Here is a 17,856-nt window from a genome sequence, read left to right on the forward strand (position 1 = left end):
GGTCAGAAGGCCGCGATTCATGCGTTCGGCTTGGACGCGGCGTTCTCCACGCAGGCATTCGTCGCGGTCGCCGAGGACAACCTCGACCCATGCGACCTGCGCATCAAACGCGGCAACGAGGCGGTGCGCGCGCTGGTCGCCAATGCGCGTCCCCTGTACGATTTCGTGATCGATTCCGCGATCGATCGTTTCGATACCACGTATGCGACCGGGCAGATGGGCGCGGTCAAGGCCGTCGCCCCGCTGATCGCGCAGATCCGCGACCGTTCGCTGCTTGACCTTTACTCCCGCAAGGCGGTGCGCCGCATCGGCGTCGATCTGGACATCATGCAACGGGAAGTGTCGTACCAACGCCGCAAGCTCAACGTGCGCGACGAGGACGCGTACGCGCCGAAACGCCGTTTCCCTGGCAACGCGGGGCAATCGGCGGAACCTTCGTACGCGGACCGTGGCGCGAACCCGTATGCGAATCCCGCCGCGCGCAAGGCCTTGGAGCATCGCGACGCGGTCGAGCAGACCTACTATCGCATCGACGACGCCGTGTTCATCTGTGAGCAGCAGTTCATGGCCACGTTGATCCAAGTGCCGTTGGCCGTCGATCCGACGATGTTCGCCAGCCTGACCCTGTCGAGTTTCATGACGCCGGTGTTCCGCACGCTGTTCCAAGCGGTCGCCGCGGCGGGCGGATTGCCTGCGCCGGACGTGCCGCAGGGACTGTGGATGCACAATCTGACGAAGGCGGGCGGTCCGATGCTCGAATCCGTCATCAACGAATTGGCCGTCATGCCGTTGCCGTTGCCGCCAAGCGAAGCGGACGCCGGCCGTGCCGCGGACGAATCGCAGGAACGGCCCGCGCAACTGCGCAAGCCGACGGATGACGAGCGCCGCTACGCCTCCGAGCTGATCGTGCGGTTGCTCGATACCGGCATCATGCGTAAGATCGGCGCATCGCAACGCCGTATGGCGCAGCTACCGGACGGTGCCGAGAAGATCGAGCTGCTCGGCCAGATCACCAAACTGGAGATGCTGCGCAAGGATCTGCAGTCCCGCGTCTTCGGCAATGACGTGGCGTGAACGTTCGGAATAAGGGTGACATGGGGGTGGAAAGGACCTGTGCCGCCGGTGAATCCGTTGCGAACGGACGGCGAATTTCGGATGAATCCTTCATGGCTGAAAAGGGAAATTGTGAAGATTTTCGCCGTCCAAAATGGATTTTGCCGGTTTGCAAGGGCATGCGGCAGTAAGCGGCAGTGGCAAAAAATTGTTGGAATGGTCGGAAAAGCAGCACGCCGAGGGCTCGTGCTAGGCGCACTTTTGGGTAAAGTGGTCTAGGCGTTTGCATGAAAATCGCTTGGATTTTGCAAGGTGTGCAAGGCGATTGCAAACGGGATTGACGGAGGAATGCATGCGGCGATTGGTCGTCAAGGTCCTGAAGAACGAGACCATTCTCGTAGTCGCTACAATACTTGCATTGATTTCATGTTTCATCGTGCCGCCGGACAAGGAGTACGCCGGCTACATTCACGCCAGCACCATCTCGCAGCTGATCTGCCTGATGCTGGTGGTATGCGGGTTCCAACGCATCGGCGTGTTCCGTATCATCGGCTCGCGGCTGCTCCATCATGTCAAGACCGCGCGTGGTCTGGTGCTCACGTTGATCGCGCTGCCGTTCTTCTCCGGCATGCTCATCACCAATGATGTGGCTCTGGTCACGTTCGTGCCGTTCGCGATTGCCGTGCTCACGATGGCGCATATGGAGGAGCATGCGGTGCTGGTCGGCACGCTGATGACGGTCGCCGCGAACGTCGGCAGCATGCTCACTCCGATCGGCAACGCGCACAACCTGTATCTGAAGGCGTTGACCGGCATGCCGGCTTCGGAGATGATTGGCATCATGGCGCCGTATTCCTTCGCCGCAGCGGTGCTGCTGGTGATCATCACGTGCGTCGTGTTCGGCGGTAAACCGGTTTCCGAATTCAATGCGATCGACGGTTCCGGCATCGAGCAGAACGTGCTCGCCCCGCATTCCGACCAGCCACAGCCCGATGAGATCCGTGTGACCGGCTATGGCGCCGGCTACGGCGGCTGGCGCACCATCGTGTACACAGCGTTGTTCGTGGTCTGCCTGTTGGCGGTGAACGATTTCATTCCGCTGTGGGTGATGTGCGTCATCGTGTTCGTGGCGTTCGTGCTGTGCGATCGCCGCGTGTTCCGCAACGTCGACTGGGGTCTGCCGCTCACGTTCTGCATGTTCTTCATCTTCATCGGCAATATGAAGCGTGTGCCGGAATTCTACGAACTGGCCGCCTCCTTGGTGGGTTCGCATCCACTGGAGGTCTCCGTGGTGTCCAGCCAGTTCATCTCCAACGTTCCGACCACTCTGCTGCTGTCCGGCTTCTGCGACCAGTGGCGTGAGCTGATCATCGGCACCAACCTTGGCGGCCTGGGCACCCTGATCGCATCCATGGCGTCCCTGATCGGCTATAAGAACGTGACGCGCGCGTATCCGGACAAGAAAGGCCGCTATCTGGCCGTCTACACCGCGGTGAACGTCCTGTTCCTCATCGTGCTCGTCGGCCTGAGCTGGATCATCGAATAAAGCCCAGTCCTTTCGGCCAAACCGACGCCTAGCGCCCTCTCACCGTCGGTTTGGCATCATCCGTTCCGCGAAACCGATGGTGAGGCGGTTGCAGGCGTCGGTTTGGTGGAGGCTGTTCCGCGAAACCGACGGTGAGAGGGCCGTAGGCGTCGGTTTGGTCGAGCGGATGCCGTGTCGAGTTGGCAACCGTGCATGAACTGACTATACTTAGTCTGGTTTGGCCCTGTAGCTCAGCTGGATAGAGCATGTGACTTCTAATCTCAAGGTCGCCGGTTCGAGCCCGGCCGGGGTCACCATCTCAAGCCCTCGTACCATGTTCGCATGGCACGAGGGCTTTCCTGTCCATCGGTCGGCAAGATAGGGGAGACCATGAAGCGAATCGTCGCTGGCATTCTGGCGCATGTGGACGCAGGCAAGACCACGTTGTCGGAGGCTTTGCTCTACAGCACGGGCCAGGTGCGCAGACTCGGCCGCGTCGACCACGGCGACGCCTTCCTCGACACGGACGCCATGGAACGGCAGCGCGGCATCACCATCTTCACCGAACCGGCGGTCATCGACACACCCGAACTCACCATCACCCTGCTCGACACTCCCGGCCACGTCGACTTCTCCGCCGAGATGGAACGCACGCTCGCGGTGCTCGACTACGCCATCCTCGTCATCTCCGGCGCGGACGGCATCCAAGGCCATACCGAAACGCTGTGGCGGCTGCTTGGACGCTATCAGGTGCCCACGTTCGTCTTCGTCAACAAAATGGACGCGCCCGGCGCCGACAAATCGCGATTGCTCGCCCAGCTTGGGAAACGCTTCTCCGATGGCTGCATCGACTTCACCGACCCCGGTGCCCGTATGGAGGACATCGCCATGCAGGACGAGAAGGCCACGGACGCGTACCTCGGCACCGGAACCGTGCCGGACGAAACCATCCGTGCCATGATCGTCGATCGTAGGCTGTTCCCATGCTATTTCGGCTCCGCATTGAAAATGGACGGCATCGAAGGGTTCATCGCCGGTTTCGAACGTTTTACACGTGAACCGCGGTATGATGGCGATTTCGGTGCGCGCATATACAAGGTTTCGCACGATGCGCAGGGCAACCGTCTGACCTGGCTCAAGGTGACCGGTGGCGAGCTGAAGGCCAAGATGATGCTGAGCGGCACGGCGCGTTCCACTGGCGACACCACGGCTTCCGCGGTTGATGACGACGGACGGTGGCATGAGAAGGCCGACCAGGTGCGTGTCTACTCCGGAGCGAAATCCACTACAGTCGACACGGTCCCCGCAGGCACCATATGCGCCGTGACGGGGCCTACACAGACATTTCCCGGGGAGGGCCTTGGCAAGGAGCGGGATGCCGGTAATCCGGTGCTGCAGCCGGTGCTCACGTACACGTTGGAACCAGGGGAGTGCGACATCCACAAGTGCCTTGTCGCCCTGCGCGAATTGGAGGATGAGGATCCGCTCCTGCACGTCGTCTGGCAGCCGCGTCTCGAGGAGGTTCATCTGCAGTTGATGGGCGCCGTGCAGCTGGAGATCATCCAGCAGATCATGCACGACCGTTTCGGCTTGGATGTCACGTTCGGTCCCGGCGGCATCCTGTACAAGGAGACGATCGCCGCGCCGGTCGAAGGCGTCGGCCATTTCGAGCCGCTACGCCACTATGCGGAGACGCACGTGCTGCTGGAGCCGCTGCCGCAGGGCTCCGGCATGGAATACGCGACCGTGTGCAGTGAGGACGTGCTCGACCGCAACTGGCAGCGCCTCATCATGCAGCATTTCAAGGAACGCGAGCATTTGGGCGTGCTCACCGGATCGCCGATCACGGATATGAGGATCACCTTGCTGACGGGCCGTGCGCATCTGAAGCATACGGAAGGCGGCGATTTTCGCCAGGCCACCTACCGTGCGATACGCCAGGGCCTGATGGAGGCGAAGAGGAAGGGTGATTGCCGTCTGCTCGAGCCGTGGTACGGCTTTCGCTTGGAAGTGCCGCAGGATATGGTCGGACATGCGATGGCCGACATCCAGCGCATGTCCGGCACGTTCGACCCGCCAGTCGGCGATGGTGAATACATGGTGCTGGACGGCGTGGCGCCGGTGAGCGAGATGCGCGATTACGCGATGGACGTGAACGCGTACACGCATGGACGCGGCCATCTGAGTTGCGTGTTCGCCGGCTATCGGCCCTGTCACAACGCCGATGAGGTGATTGAGAATATGGCCTACGATCCGGAATCCGATGTGGAGAACACACCCGATTCGGTCTTCTGCGCGCACGGGGCCGGATATCCGGTCAAATGGTACAAGGTGCCGGAATTCATGCATTTGGATTATGCGTGGAGCGGCGTGGGGGAGAAGTGATCGCACGGAAGTATAAAGGCGTGTAGAACGCGTCGGACGGTTTTCCTACCGTTCCGGCCGGTGCGATTGGTTTATGTGGTCGGTTTGATGGCATGCGACTCATCATCAAACCGGCATCGATTCAAACCGGCTTCGATTCAATGGCGATGATGAAAAAGAGATGAGAAAGAGCATCGTCGGATAAAAGAAAACCCCACCGCAATGGTGGGGGTTTCAAATGGAGCGGACAACGGGACTCGGACCCGCGGTCTCAACCTTGGCAAGGTTGCGCTTTACCAACTAAGCTATGTCCGCAAAGGATTCCTGCCGTGAGAAGCAGGAAACCAGTGGGTGATATAGGAATCGAACCTATGACCCCTTCCGTGTGAAGGAAGTGCGCTAGCCGCTGCGCCAATCACCCGTGGGATGTCTCCGCCGGTTTCCCGGCTTCGTCATCCGCTTCGCGTGGGCGATACAAGATTCGAACTTGTGACCCCTTCCGTGTCAGGGAAGTGCGCTACCTCTGCGCCAACCGCCCGAAGCGAGTGCTAACTTACGTGGATTTTCGGCGGAATGCAAATCGTCGGCGTGTCGCGGTGCTTCGAGGAATTCACCCGTCGCTCGTCAGACGGCGGGCTCCACCTGCGGAAACTCCAGGGTCTTCGCTTCGTGATCGGTTTCGCCGTCATGTGCCAACGCAAGCCGCATCTGGTGCCAGACCACATTGCCATGCGTCGAATCGGACAGGCCCTCATCCACGAATCCCAGACGCGCGTAAAACCCAACTAGACGTTCCTTGCAGGTAAGCACCAGACCTTTGCGTCCTGCCTTCGCCGCGTCGAGGATCACCTGACGCAGCAGATGGCTGGCACAGCCGCGGTGCTGGTAGACGGGGGCCACGTCCACGCCGAAGATCATCTGCCAATCGCCATGCTCGTCATGCATGCCGGCGTCTTCGTACATGCCGTCGGCGAGATTCGGCTCGTTCGTGGCCATGCCATCGACGAAACCGACCAAAGTGCCTTCCTCGACGTTCGCGGGGAATGGGGTGTCGTCGTCATCGGTGTTGATCAGAAGCCAGAAATGATCCGGATATGTGGCTACGCGTGCGGTGAGGCTTTCGTTGCTCGCGGCCTCCGCGGGTGGGAAGCATGCGGCCTCCACGGCCTCGATCGCGTCCAAATCCTCCATCGTTGCATGTCGAATGAGCATGTGCATACTTTCTCGCAAGGTATACCCAATCTTCACATTCCGATATGTGCTGAAGGCGCAATCCGTCGGTATGCCATACTGTAGGGGCATCATGGAAGGTCCGCGGGGCTTCGGTTCCACGACCACCTTATGGAAGCCTATATGAAAAATCGATAGCGGACGCGGCTTGTTGGTATCGGATAAAGCGCTACCATGGGCCTCGTTCTTCGAAACAAATACGAATAAACACGAAAAGGACCGTTGAGGAGAGAGGGGGAGGCGCGCGTGTTCGATTGGACGTTCGTCTCGCACTACGCGCCGTTTTTCGTCGGCGGTGCCGAAATGACGTTGTTCATTTCGGTTTTCGGCATCATTCTGGCGATTGTGGTCGGCTTGGTCTGTGCTGGCATCGAGATCGCGCGCATTCCCGTTCTGCGGCAGATCGTGCGCGTCTACATCGAGCTGAGCCGTAACACGCCGTTGCTGGTGCAGCTGTACTTCCTGTATTTCGGTCTGCCGAAATTGGGGCTCGCTTGGTCTTCCGAGCAGTGCGCCATCATCGGCCTCGGCTTCCTCGGCGGCTCCTACATGGCCGAGGCGATGCGTGGCGGCCTTGAGACCATTCCGGAGGTGCAGCGGGAATCCGCGTATGTGCTGGGACTGAGCAAATGGCAGACGTTGAGCCGCGTGGTGGTTCCGCAGGCCATCAGCACGTCCATTCCGGGCATCGTGGCCAACGTGATCTTCCTCATCAAGGAATCGTCCGTGGTGTCTGCCATCGCGCTCGCCGACGTGATGTACATGGCCAAGGACCTGATCGGCATGTATTACGACACCTACGAGTCGCTGTTCCTGCTGATCGTCGCGTATTTGGTGATTCTGCTGCCGATCTCGCTGTTCGGCACCTGGCTGGAACGGAGGTTCGACTATGAGCGGCGCTGAGATTCTGCTCGAGCCGGGCGTGATTCCGCGCCTGTTGCAAGGACTGTGGGTCACGGTGTGGATCGCCGGCGTGTCCGTGGCGCTTTCCGTGCCCGTCGGTCTGGTCGTCGGCTGGCTGATGACGATGAGGAATCCCGTCGTTCGGCTGTTGACCAGGATCTATCTGGACTTCATCCGCATCATGCCGCAGCTGGCGTTGCTGTTCATCGCGTTCTACGGTTTCGCGCAGGCATGGAATTGGAATATGGATGCGACCGGCGCGTGCGTCTTCGTCTTCGTGTTGTGGGGTGGCGCCGAATTGGGCGATCTGGTGCGTGGCGCGCTCGAATCGATTCCGAAGGCGCAGTACGAATCGTCGTATGTCTTGGGATTGAGCGGCTGGCAGACGTTCACGAAAGTGATTCTGCCGCAGGCACTGCGCAGGCTTCTGCCGGCTTCGGTGAACCTCGCCACGCGTATCGTGAAGACTACGTCGCTGGCCGCGCTGCTTGGCGTGGTGGAGGTCATCAAGGTGGGCCAGCAGATCATCGACGCGAATCGATTCCAATATCCGACGGGTACCCTGTGGATCTACGGGGCTATTTTCTTCATGTACTTCATCGTGTGCTGGCCGCTGTCCATCGTGGCCCGCAGGTTGGAAAAGAGGTGGAAGCATGACTGAGCGGACTGAGCAGGCCGCGCGGACGAGTCTTGAGATCAGGCATCTGGTCAAAAAATACGCCAATGCGGACAAGCCGGTGCTTGACGACATCTCCTTCGACGTGCCCCACGGCAAGGTGTTCGTCATCGTCGGACCGTCCGGCTCCGGCAAATCGACCCTGCTGCGCACCATCGCCGGACTCGAGCCCGTCCAGGGCGGTACCATCGCGCTGAACGGCGAGGTCATCGAAACCGGCAAGCCCGGAACGGAGTCTGCTGGACGCAGCAAGCGCAGCAGCGAGTTGCGCACGCGTGTCGGCATGGTGTTCCAGAGCTATGACCTGTTCCCCAACAGAACCGTGCTCGGCAACATCACGCTTGCGCCGACGCTGGTGCAGAAGCGGGACAAGGCGGAGGTCGAGAAGGAGGCCATCGCCCTGCTGGAACGCGTCGGACTTGCTGACCGCAAGGATTCCTGGCCGCATGAGCTGTCTGGTGGTCAGCGTCAGCGTGTGGCCATCTGCCGTGCGCTGATCCTGCATCCGGAGGTGCTGCTGTTCGACGAGGTCACCGCCGCGCTCGATCCGGAAATGGTGCGCGAGGTGCTCGACGTGATGCTGGAACTCGCCGACTCCGGGCAGACCATGCTCATCGTCACGCATGAGATGCAGTTCGCGCGGGCCATCGCCGACCAGGTGATCATGTTGGAGGACGGCGGCATCGTGGAACAGTCCGACGACGCCGAAGCGTTCTTCTCCAATCCGAAGACCGACCGTGCCAAGCGGTTCCTGAGCACCTTCGAATTCGACCGGCATCGCGGGCCATCCGTGACGGCTGGAGCGGCCGATTCCGCCAAAACCGACGGAGCGGCCGAATAAACAGATCTTGAATGCAGTCATCCACCGAAGAGAGGAGAAACCATGACCGCATCAACCATCAACAGAACAATCAAAGGCATCGTGGCCGCATCGGCCGCGTTGATCATGGCCGCTTCCATGGCTGCCTGCGGCCCGTCCGCCGCCACGCCAAGCGAGGACGCCTCCGCCTCCGGAGCCTCCGGCAACAGCTCGTCCAAGGTAACCGCGCGCACCCTCGATGAGATCAAGAAGTCCGGTGAGCTCAAGGTGGCGGTGTTCTCCGACAAGGCCCCGTTCGGCTACATCGACAAGAGCGGTAAGAACGCCGGCTACGACATCGTCTTCGCCGAGCGTCTCGCCAAGGATCTGGGCGTGAAGGTCAAGTACACCTCCGTCGATCCGGCCGCCCGCGTGGATGTGCTCACCTCCAACAAGGTGGACATCACCCTGGCCAACTTCACCGTGACCGACGAGCGCAAGGAGAAGGTCGACTTCGCCAAGCCGTACATGAAGGTCTCGCTTGGCGTGGTCTCTCCGGAGAACGCCGAGATCACCGACGTGAGCCAGCTCAAGGGCAAGACCCTGATCATCGCCAAGGGCACCACCGCCGAAAGCTACTTCGAGAAGAACCAGCCCGACGTGAAGCTGCAGAAGTACGACCAGTACGCCGACGCCTACAACGCGCTGCTCGACGGCCGTGGCGACGCCTTCTCCACCGACAACACCGAGGTGCTGGCCTGGGCCAAGTCCAACAAGGGCTTCAAGGTGGGCATCACCAAGCTCGGTGATGAGGACACCATCGCTCCCGCCGTGCAGAAGGGCAACAAGGAGCTGCTCAACTGGATCAACGACGAGATCGACAAGCTCGGCAAGGAGAACTTCTTCCATAAGGATTACGAGAAGACCCTGGAGCCGGTGTACGGCGACGATGTCGATCCCGATGACATCGTGGTCGAGGGCGGCAAGCTCTGATTGCCGACTGGTCGGCAGACCGGCGGCATGTCCGCCGCTGACATCCGCCGGATCCATCCTTCCAAAGCCTTCCGTGACTGTTCCACGGAAGGCTTTTTCATGCCTTGATAACCGTCTATAGAAAAGAATTATCGCGATTTACGCCTTTCATAAGAAGAGCATATAGCCACGCCGACGTGGAAAGATATTTTTCCCGATATCTTGTGATTATCGCTTGAAAGAAGCAAGCGGAACACAAGGGAGAAGGAAGCACTGTTATGAAGTATGCGGTGATCGGTGCCGGCGGAATGGGCATCCAGTATGGCGTGCTGCTGCAGGAGTTCGCCCACAAGGACGTCGATTTCATCGATACCTGGAAACCGAACGTCGAGAAGATTCGCGAGCAGGGTGGCGCCTACGTCTCCCAGGACGGCGAGGACCGCCATCTCGTACCGATCGACGTCTACTATCCGGAGGAATACACCGGCCGTCCGGACGCGTGGATCGTGTTCGTGAAGCAGATGCAGCTTGACGGCGTGCTCAAGCGCTGCGCGCATCTGTTCCACGACGGGCAGGTCGTGTTCTCCGCGATGAACGGTTACGGACACTTCGAAAAGCTCAACGAATACTTCCCCAAGGACCACATCTACGGCGGCACCGCGTTGATTGGCGCCTATGTGTACGGTCCCGGCGATTTCAACTTCACCGGTGGCGCGCACGCCAAGGCCATGAACCTGTGCGCCTACGCGGACGAGCCAACCGACGAAGTGAAGGCCGCTGAGCAGGAACTGTTCGACGACTTCACCGCGGCCACCCTGAACCCCACCATCGTGGACAACTTCATCGGCATGTGCATGGCCAAGATCGTGTTCAACTCCGTGCTCAACACGCTGTGCACGATGTACCAGATCCGATTCGGCGAATTCCACGCGCACCCCGACGCACGCTGGCTCACCGAGCAGCTGGTGGACGAAGCCTACGGTGCGGCCGAGGCGGCTGGATTCAAACTGCTCGGCACCCGTGAGAGCGAAGTGGAGACCATCCTGCACACCGCAGGCGTGGCACATCCACTGCACTACCCGTCCATGTACCAGGACCTGACCAAGGGCCGTCCCACGGAAGTCGACTACATCAACGGATACATCGCCAGAATCGGCCGCGAACACGGCTACGTGTGCAAGCTGCACGAATTCCTGACGCGCGAAGTGCACCTGGCCGAACACGCCTTCGCCATCCACCATCCCGACATCGTCGCGCAGGCCAAGGCCGACGCGGGCGAGTGACCGTACGGGAAACATAAAACTTAACACGAAACACAGCACAACAAGAGAAGGAAAAACAACCATGACCATCGCCATCCTCAAGAAACCGAACGGCATCAAACGCGTCCTCGCTGCCGTGCTCGCCGCCACCACGCTCGTCTCCGTGGCCGCCTGCGGATCCAACAACGACGCCGCATCCAAGGAAAGCCTGAACACCACGAAGGGCAAGACCACCGAGATCACCGTCGGCGTGTGCCCCGGACCCTACGGCGACATGGTCGAAAAGGTCATCGCGCCGCTGTTGAAGGATGACGGCTTCGACGTGAAGACCAAGGTGTTCAACGACTACGTCCAGCCCAACAAGGCCCTGGCCTCCGGTTCCATCCAGGCGAACCTGTTCCAGCACGGCAACTACCTGAAGAAATTCACCGCCGACAACCATCTCGACCTGACCTCCATCGGACAGACCCCGACCCTGGGCCTGGGCATCTACTCCAAGAAGTACAAGTCCATCAAGGACATCAAGGACGGTTCCACCGTGTCCATCGCGAACGACGGCTCCAATCTGGCGCGTTCGCTCGGCGTGCTCCAGCAGCAGGGCCTCGTGAAGCTCAAGGGCGAGGTCGACGCCACCAAGGCCACGGTCAACGACATCGCATCCAACCCGAAGAACCTCAAGATCAAGACGATCGACGCGGCCCAGCTGGCCCGCTCCCTGGACACCGTCGACGTGGCCCTCGTGCCGGGCAACTACTCCTGGGCCGCCAAGCTCGATCCGAGCTCCGCGCTCGCCTTGGAGAAGCAGGATGACGGCGTGATCGAGGTGTTCGTGGTCCGCACCCAGGACGTCGACTCCGATTTCGCCAAGGCTGCCAAGAAGCTGCTGACCAGCCAGAAGTTCAAGGACGCCATCGCCAAGAGCGAGTTCAAGGACTTCGGCAAGCCGAAGACTTGGTGATCGACGCCGCACGGTGTCATACATCGGGCCTGCATGAGCCGTATAGGCCGCATGCGGGCCTTCGATTTGGACAACGACCTTAAACGAAACGAGGAAATATGAGCGTCATCGAGCTGGACGACGTATCGGTAACCTTCCATGAGGGCAAGCGCACCGTCGAAGCGGTGAAGCATGTGAGCCTCAGCGTGGAAAAAGGCGAGATATTCGGCATCGTCGGCTTCTCCGGAGCCGGCAAATCGACATTGGTGCGCACCATCAACCTTCTGGAGCGTCCGACCGGCGGCAAAGTGCTCGTCGATGGCGCCGACATCACCGATCTGAAAGGCGCCGCGCTACGCGAGCTACGTAAGAAGATCGGCTTCATCTTCCAGGGGTTCAACCTGATCACCAACGTCACCGTCGGCAAGAACATCGAATTCGCGTTGAAGGCGGGTGGATATCCGAAGGCGCAGTGGGCCGGCCGGATCCGCGAGCTGCTGAAGCTCGTCGGACTGGAGAACAAGATCGACAGCTATCCGTCCAGCCTGTCCGGAGGCCAGAAGCAGCGCGTGTCCATCGCACGCGCGCTCGCCAACAAGCCGGAGATTCTGCTGTGCGACGAGGCCACCAGCGCGTTGGACCTTGAAACCACGGAAGGCATTCTGGCCCTGCTGCAGCGCATCAACCGGGAGCTGGGCATCACCATCGTGTTCATCACGCACCAGCTGGACGTGGCCAAGCAGATCTTCGACCGCGTGGCCGTCATGGAAAACGGCGTGGTCGTGGAACAGGGCAACACCTTCGACGTGTTCAGCGCGCCGAAGCATCCCACCACCAAGGCGCTGGTGGAACGCTACCTCGGCATCCAGGTGCCGCCCCAGCTCGTTCCCTCGCTGCCGTCGGGCACCATCGTGGAACTGCGCTACAAGGGCGACGCTGCCTTGGAGCCGCTCATCAGCCGCGTGGCGCAGGACTACGGCGTGAGTATCGACGTGCTCCACGCGAACGTCGAATATTTCGGCTCGCAGGCCATCGGCATTCTCATCGTGCTGGTCTCCGGCGCGAAGGAACGTCTGCCGCAGGCGCTGAACGAGCTGCGGACGCACGTGTTCAGCTACCGCGAGCTGGATCGTGCAAAACTGGCGGCGGCCGTCGAATCGTCCGAATCCGTCGAAAACAAGGAGGCGTGACATGAACGAAACCCTTGAAATCCTTCAACAGAACCTTGGCAAGGCTCTGCTCGACACGGCCTACATGGTGGTGGTCTCCGCCATCATCGGCGTGGTGCTCGGCACATTGGTGGCGTTGCTGCTGTATTTGACCGAAAACCGCCTGTTCACGCCGAATCGCGCGGTCAACGTCATCGTCGGCTTCATTGTTAACGCCATCCGCTCACTGCCGTTCCTGATCCTCATGGTCGTGCTCATCCCGGTAGCCCAGCTGCTGCTCGGCGACCCATACACGCCGACGGGCGGTGTGATATCCCTGTCGATCGCCGCCGTCCCGTTCTTCGCCAGAATCGCGGAGAGCGCGTTCTCCGAAGTCGATTCCGGTCTGCTCGAAGCGGCCATCTCCACCGGCGCCACGACCAGACAGATCATCTTCGAGGCGATTTTCCCGCAGGCGCTGCCATCCTTCATCCGCGGCGTGGTGCTCACCATCATCTCGATGATCGGATATTCCGCGATGGTCGGCACCATCGGCGCCGGCGGTATCGGCGACATGGCCATCCAGTACGGCTACAACCGGTATGAGACCGGCGTGCTGGTGGCGATCGTGATCATCCTCATCGTCATCGTGCAGATCATCCAATGGATCGGCGATTTCATCGCACGCAAGGTGACGCACTGATTCGTCCGGCGTCGCTGTCATAACGTAAACCGACGGCGCGCGTGGGGTCGAAACTGTTTCCCTAAGTCGGCCATCGCGCGCGTCTTTCTTGCATAAGGCAGGTATTTCCCATGACTTCATATGTCTCTCCGGTCACGTTCACCACCATCGCGCAATCGATTCCGCCGAACGTGTTCGCCGAAATGGATCGTAAGGTGGCGGCCGCGGTGGCAGGCGGCGCCGACGTGATCGACCTGGCGAAAGGCAATCCCGACGCGTTCCCGGCGGACTTCATCCGCGACGTGGCCAAGCGTGCCGTCGATGACCCCGCGAACGCGCGCTATTCGCCGTTCGACGGCAAGCCGAGTTTCCTCCAGGCGGCCGAGCATTGGTATCGCGACACGTATGGCGTCGATCTGGATTGGAAGACGCAGCTGTTCGCCGTGGAAGGCGCGGTCGACGGCTTGGCGGCGTTGTTCGCCGTGCTCGTCTCGCCGGGCGATGCCGTGGCCTATGCGGACCCGTACTATCCTTCCTACCATTGCATGACGGTGATGAGCCGGGCGGAGGAGATTCTGCTGCCGTCGTTGCCAGAACGCGGCTTCCTGCCTGATTTGGACGCGGTTCCCGCGGATACTTGGGAGCGCGTGAAGGTGCTGGTGCTCAACTATCCGAACAATCCGACGGGCGCGCAGGCACCGCGCGAATTCCTGGAACGCGCCATCGAGCTTGCGCACGAACACCATTTCGCCATCGTGCAGGACTTCGCCTACGCCGGACTTGGCGTGCACGACCAGCAGATCAGCATTCTGTCGCTTCCCGGCGCATTCGATGTGACTGTGGAGGTGTGCTCACTGTCGAAGATGTATGCGATGGCCGGCTGGCGTGCCGGATTCATCGCCGGCAACGACGACATTGTGAGCCATGTGAAGCAGTACCACTACCAGATGGGCTCCATGATCACGGGCAATGTGCAGGACGCCGGCGCCGCCGCGTTAGAATCCGACCAGAGCTGCGTGCGTGAACTGGCGGAACGCTACGCCGTTCGCCGTAAGATCGTGGCCGGAGGACTGCGCGACGCCGGACTGGACGTGTTCGATTCGGACGGCGGCATCTACGCATGGGTGCATGCGCCGGAAGGGGCAACGGGTGAACAATTCGCTGACCTGTTGCTGGAACGGGCGTCCGTGGCGGCTTTGCCCGGAACCTGCTTTGGCAAGGTCGGCGTGGACTATGTGCGGTTCAGTCTGCTCAAATCCGAGGATCAGCTGCGCGAGGCGGTTCGCCGTGTGACCGCCGCGCTGTAAAGGGGGTTCGTTTTCCGGGAAATGCCGTTTCCGCAAGAGATGCGATATGCGTCTGCCTGCGGGACGGCATTTTCATTTGCAACGTTGTCTTCTTGCGATTCCATGCTTCGTTTTTGTCGGTTTCGCGATTTTCCGCCGATTGATAACCGTTCATAAATAAACGCTATGACGGTTCGCACGTTCCATAAGCAACGTCGATAAGGCATGGCGCGTGTTATTTCGAAGGAAAGGGTTAAGTAGGGAGTCAGTGATCGCGTGAACGGCACGCGGCAACGAACCACAACCCGAGGGGGTGCGCACCATGACCAGATTCAATACTCAGCTCGTCCACGGACTGCCGGTCAACGACAACAACACCGGAGCCGTGAATCCGCCGATCTACAACTCGTCCACCTATGCTTTCGAATCGGTCGAGACCATGCCCCGTTGGGATTACGCGCGCAGCGGCAACCCGACCCGCGAGTTCCTGGAGAAGCAGATCGCACAGCTCGAGCATGGCACCCGCGGTTTCGCCTTCGGTTCCGGCCTCGCGGCCATCCACGCGGTGCTGTCGATTTTCCAGCCGGGCGACCGCATCGTCGTCGGCAAGAACATTTACGGCGGCACCTATTCGCTGTTCCACGAATACTTCGAACGCTGGGGCGTCATTGTCGAGGAAGTGGACACGGCCGATTACGAGGCGCTTGACGACGCGGTCTCTGGACGTTCCGGCAAGGGGTGCGCGCATGACTGTCCGGCCAAGGCAGTGTATTTCGAAGTGCTTACCAATCCGCTGCTGCAGGTCAACAACGTGACGAAGATTTCCGAAATCGCCCACCGATACGGCGCGATCTCCATCGTCGACAACACGTTCGTCACCCCGTATCTGCAGCGCCCGCTCGACCAGGGTGCCGACATCGTCATCCATTCCGCCACCAAGTATCTGGCAGGCCATTCCGAAGTCAACGCCGGTCTTGTGGTGGTCAAGGACGATGGGCTGGGTAAGCGGGTCTACTTCGCGCAGAACCGCTTGGGTGGCGTGCTTGCGCCGAACGAATGCGATTCGGTGCGCCGTGGCATCCAGACGCTTGCGTTGCGCATGGACCGTCAGCAGGAGAACGCCCGTGCGATCTCCAGTTACCTGCTGTTGCATCCGCTGGTCAAGTCCGTGCACTATCCGGGGCTCCCGGGGCACGAATATGAGCTCGCCTCCAATGGGCTCAAGGGCGGCGGCGCCGTGCTGAGCTTCGAGGTGGTGCCGGGCGTCGATCCGGGCGACGTGCTCAACAACCTGCATATCTTCCGTCTGGCCGTGTCCCTCGGCGCCGTCGAATCCCTTGCGGAGCTGCCGTGCCGCATGACGCATTTCGAACTTCCGCGTGAGGAGCGTCTGAAGGTCGGTATCACCGATGAGCTGGTGCGCCTCGCCGTCGGCATCGAGGACAAACAGGACCTCATCGAGGATCTGGGGCAGGCGTTCGACATCGCATACGAGAACTATCTCAAGCGCCACGCCGGCGAGGACCTGTTCGCGTTCGCGCAGCACGTGTACGCCTGATTCCCTCAGGGCATCGGATTTCCAAACGCGCTTTCGCGCCCAATAACGTTCAAGGAGTGGACTTATTATGACCGCAGCAACGGAGGACGGCTGTTTCGAGACCAAGGCCATTCACGCCGGATACGATCGTCAGGCGAACGCCGACGCGGTGAGCGTGCCGATCTACGCATCGGCGGCCTTCGACTTGGAGAATGCGCAGCGCGGCGACGCGCTTGCCGGCGGCCGGCTGGACGGATTCGAATACTCCCGCGTGGCGAATCCCACCGTCGATGCGTTGGAACGACGGCTTGCCGCATTGGAAGGCGGTATCGGCGCGGTCGCGTTGTCATCCGGCATGGCCGCGGTCACCTATGCGTTGATGTGTGTGGGTGAAGGCGGTGGACGGATCATCGCCCCGGTGAGCCTGTATGGCGCGTCCGTGGACGCGCTTGGCGATTTTCTGCCGAAATTCGGCATCCATGGCGATTTTGTCAGAGATATCAACGATCTGGCCGCCGTCGAAGCGGCGATCGTCGGTGATACGAAGGCGATCTACGTCGAATCCGTGGCGAATCCCAGCACCGCCGTAGCCGACATCGAGGGGCTTGCGCGGCTGGCACACCGGCATGGCATTCCGTTGATCGTCGACAACACCGTGCCGACGCCGTACCTGCTGCGTCCCATCGAATTCGGTGCTGACATCGTGGTGCATTCGACCACCAAAGGTATCACCGGACATGGCAACGCGCTCGGCGGCGTGGTCGTGGATGCCGGACGGTTCGACTGGAGCAACGGCAAGTTCCCGGGGCTGACGGGCAAGGAACTGGTCATCAGCGACCAGCGTGCCGGCAAGTGGGAAAGCTTCGTCAGCCGTTTCGGTGATCAGGCGTTCATCAAGCGCATCCGCATCAAGTACCTGCGCACGTTCGGCGCGGTGCAGAGCCCGTTCAACGCGTACCTGCAGCTCATCGGTCTGGAAACCTTGGCCGTGCGCGAAAGGCAGGAAGTCGCCTCCGCGCTCGCCATCGCCGAGCACCTGAGGGATCTGCCGCATGTCATGTCGGTCAATTACGCGTCCCTGGACGGGCAGCCGACCTCCGATCTGGCGCGCAAGTACCTTCCGGAAGGCGTGGGCACCATCCTGTCGTTCACGGTGGAGGGTGACGAACGCAACGTGGAACGCATTCTGGATTCGACGAAGGTGTTCTCCTATGTGCCGAACATCGGCGATTCGCGTTCGTTGATCGTCAATCCGACGAAGGTGACGCACCGTGAGGTGCCCGCCGATTATTACGATGCGGCCGGCGTCGGCGACAATCTCATCCGCCTGTCCATCGGCTTGGAGAACGTGGACGACCTCATCTCCGACCTCGACCAGGCGATAGCAGGAGCTTATTAAAAATAGTTATAAAACGATATTTAATTTTGTGAATAGGGCGCATAATCATGTGCCCTATTTCTTTTTTGTGTATGTATAAATAC

General features: G+C 60.5%; 14 protein-coding genes, 4 tRNA genes and 1 pseudogene. 15 read left to right on the plus strand and 4 right to left on the minus strand.

Annotation, left to right across the window (positions count from 1 at the left end):
- From ACR0P8_RS06270 to ACR0P8_RS06285, 4 genes and pseudogenes are all read left to right on the plus strand, one after another.
- Positions 1–1,074, plus strand: a pseudogene (locus tag ACR0P8_RS06270) (DNA primase); the annotation flags it as partial.
- A 331-nt stretch (positions 1,075–1,405) separates the two neighbouring features.
- Entirely contained in the window at positions 1,406–2,599 is a 1,194-nt protein-coding gene (locus ACR0P8_RS06275; protein ID WP_432624285.1) for an SLC13 family permease, read from the plus strand.
- Between the two features lie 219 nt (positions 2,600–2,818).
- Positions 2,819–2,895, plus strand: a tRNA-Arg gene (locus tag ACR0P8_RS06280).
- Between the two features lie 73 nt (positions 2,896–2,968).
- Positions 2,969–4,963 carry a GTP-binding protein gene (locus ACR0P8_RS06285; RefSeq protein WP_432624286.1) on the plus strand — a complete coding sequence of 665 codons (1,995 nt, stop codon included), beginning with the start codon at positions 2,969–2,971 and terminating at the stop codon, positions 4,961–4,963.
- Positions 4,964–5,181: 218 nt separating this feature from the next.
- Here the strand turns inward: ACR0P8_RS06285 and ACR0P8_RS06290 are convergent.
- From ACR0P8_RS06290 to ACR0P8_RS06305, 4 genes are all read right to left on the minus strand, one after another.
- A tRNA-Gly gene (locus ACR0P8_RS06290) sits at positions 5,182–5,257 on the minus strand.
- A gap of 33 nt (positions 5,258–5,290) precedes the next feature.
- Positions 5,291–5,363 (minus strand) — tRNA-Val (locus tag ACR0P8_RS06295).
- 45 nt (positions 5,364–5,408) lie between these two features.
- Positions 5,409–5,480, minus strand: a tRNA-Val gene (locus ACR0P8_RS06300).
- Positions 5,481–5,566: 86 nt separating this feature from the next.
- Positions 5,567–6,172 carry a GNAT family N-acetyltransferase gene (locus ACR0P8_RS06305; RefSeq protein ID WP_432624287.1) on the minus strand — a complete coding sequence of 202 codons (606 nt, stop codon included), beginning with the start codon at positions 6,170–6,172 and terminating at the stop codon, positions 5,567–5,569.
- Between the two features lie 246 nt (positions 6,173–6,418).
- On the opposite strand from ACR0P8_RS06305, the gene ACR0P8_RS06310 reads away from it, so the two are divergent.
- From ACR0P8_RS06310 to ACR0P8_RS06360, 11 genes are all read left to right on the plus strand, one after another.
- The gene (locus ACR0P8_RS06310; protein WP_432624297.1) at positions 6,419–7,075 is read left to right on the plus strand and encodes an amino acid ABC transporter permease; all 657 of its coding nucleotides are present in this window, start codon (positions 6,419–6,421) and stop codon (positions 7,073–7,075) included.
- Positions 7,062–7,736, plus strand: a complete 675-nt coding sequence (locus ACR0P8_RS06315; RefSeq protein WP_432624288.1) for an amino acid ABC transporter permease — start codon at positions 7,062–7,064, stop codon at positions 7,734–7,736. Before ACR0P8_RS06310 ends, ACR0P8_RS06315 begins: the two co-directional genes overlap by 14 nt.
- Positions 7,729–8,592 (plus strand): amino acid ABC transporter ATP-binding protein, encoded by an 864-nt coding sequence (locus ACR0P8_RS06320; RefSeq protein WP_432624289.1) that lies wholly within the window; start codon positions 7,729–7,731, stop codon positions 8,590–8,592. The genes ACR0P8_RS06315 and ACR0P8_RS06320 overlap by 8 nt, the downstream gene beginning before the upstream one ends.
- A gap of 42 nt (positions 8,593–8,634) precedes the next feature.
- On the plus strand, positions 8,635–9,543 hold the full coding sequence (locus tag ACR0P8_RS06325) for a cysteine ABC transporter substrate-binding protein (protein WP_432624290.1): 909 nt from the start codon (positions 8,635–8,637) through the stop codon (positions 9,541–9,543).
- Positions 9,544–9,800: 257 nt separating this feature from the next.
- Positions 9,801–10,805 carry a ketopantoate reductase family protein gene (locus tag ACR0P8_RS06330; RefSeq protein ID WP_204441854.1) on the plus strand — a complete coding sequence of 335 codons (1,005 nt, stop codon included), beginning with the start codon at positions 9,801–9,803 and terminating at the stop codon, positions 10,803–10,805.
- Positions 10,806–10,866: 61 nt separating this feature from the next.
- On the plus strand, positions 10,867–11,742 hold the full coding sequence (locus tag ACR0P8_RS06335) for a MetQ/NlpA family ABC transporter substrate-binding protein (RefSeq protein ID WP_432624291.1): 876 nt from the start codon (positions 10,867–10,869) through the stop codon (positions 11,740–11,742).
- 98 nt (positions 11,743–11,840) lie between these two features.
- Positions 11,841–12,911 (plus strand): methionine ABC transporter ATP-binding protein, encoded by a 1,071-nt coding sequence (locus ACR0P8_RS06340; RefSeq protein ID WP_432624292.1) that lies wholly within the window; start codon positions 11,841–11,843, stop codon positions 12,909–12,911.
- Position 12,912: 1 nt separating this feature from the next.
- On the plus strand, positions 12,913–13,572 hold the full coding sequence (locus tag ACR0P8_RS06345; RefSeq protein WP_432624293.1) for a methionine ABC transporter permease: 660 nt from the start codon (positions 12,913–12,915) through the stop codon (positions 13,570–13,572).
- Positions 13,573–13,682: 110 nt separating this feature from the next.
- Positions 13,683–14,858 carry a pyridoxal phosphate-dependent aminotransferase gene (locus ACR0P8_RS06350; protein WP_432624294.1) on the plus strand — a complete coding sequence of 392 codons (1,176 nt, stop codon included), beginning with the start codon at positions 13,683–13,685 and terminating at the stop codon, positions 14,856–14,858.
- A gap of 301 nt (positions 14,859–15,159) precedes the next feature.
- Entirely contained in the window at positions 15,160–16,395 is a 1,236-nt protein-coding gene (locus tag ACR0P8_RS06355; protein WP_432624295.1) for a trans-sulfuration enzyme family protein, read from the plus strand.
- 67 nt (positions 16,396–16,462) lie between these two features.
- Entirely contained in the window at positions 16,463–17,773 is a 1,311-nt protein-coding gene (locus ACR0P8_RS06360) for an O-acetylhomoserine aminocarboxypropyltransferase/cysteine synthase family protein (RefSeq protein WP_432624296.1), read from the plus strand.
- The last annotated feature ends 83 nt before the right edge of the window (positions 17,774–17,856 follow it).

Source organism: Bifidobacterium sp. (genome assembly GCF_050874245.1).
Classification (GTDB): domain Bacteria; phylum Actinomycetota; class Actinomycetes; order Actinomycetales; family Bifidobacteriaceae; genus Bifidobacterium.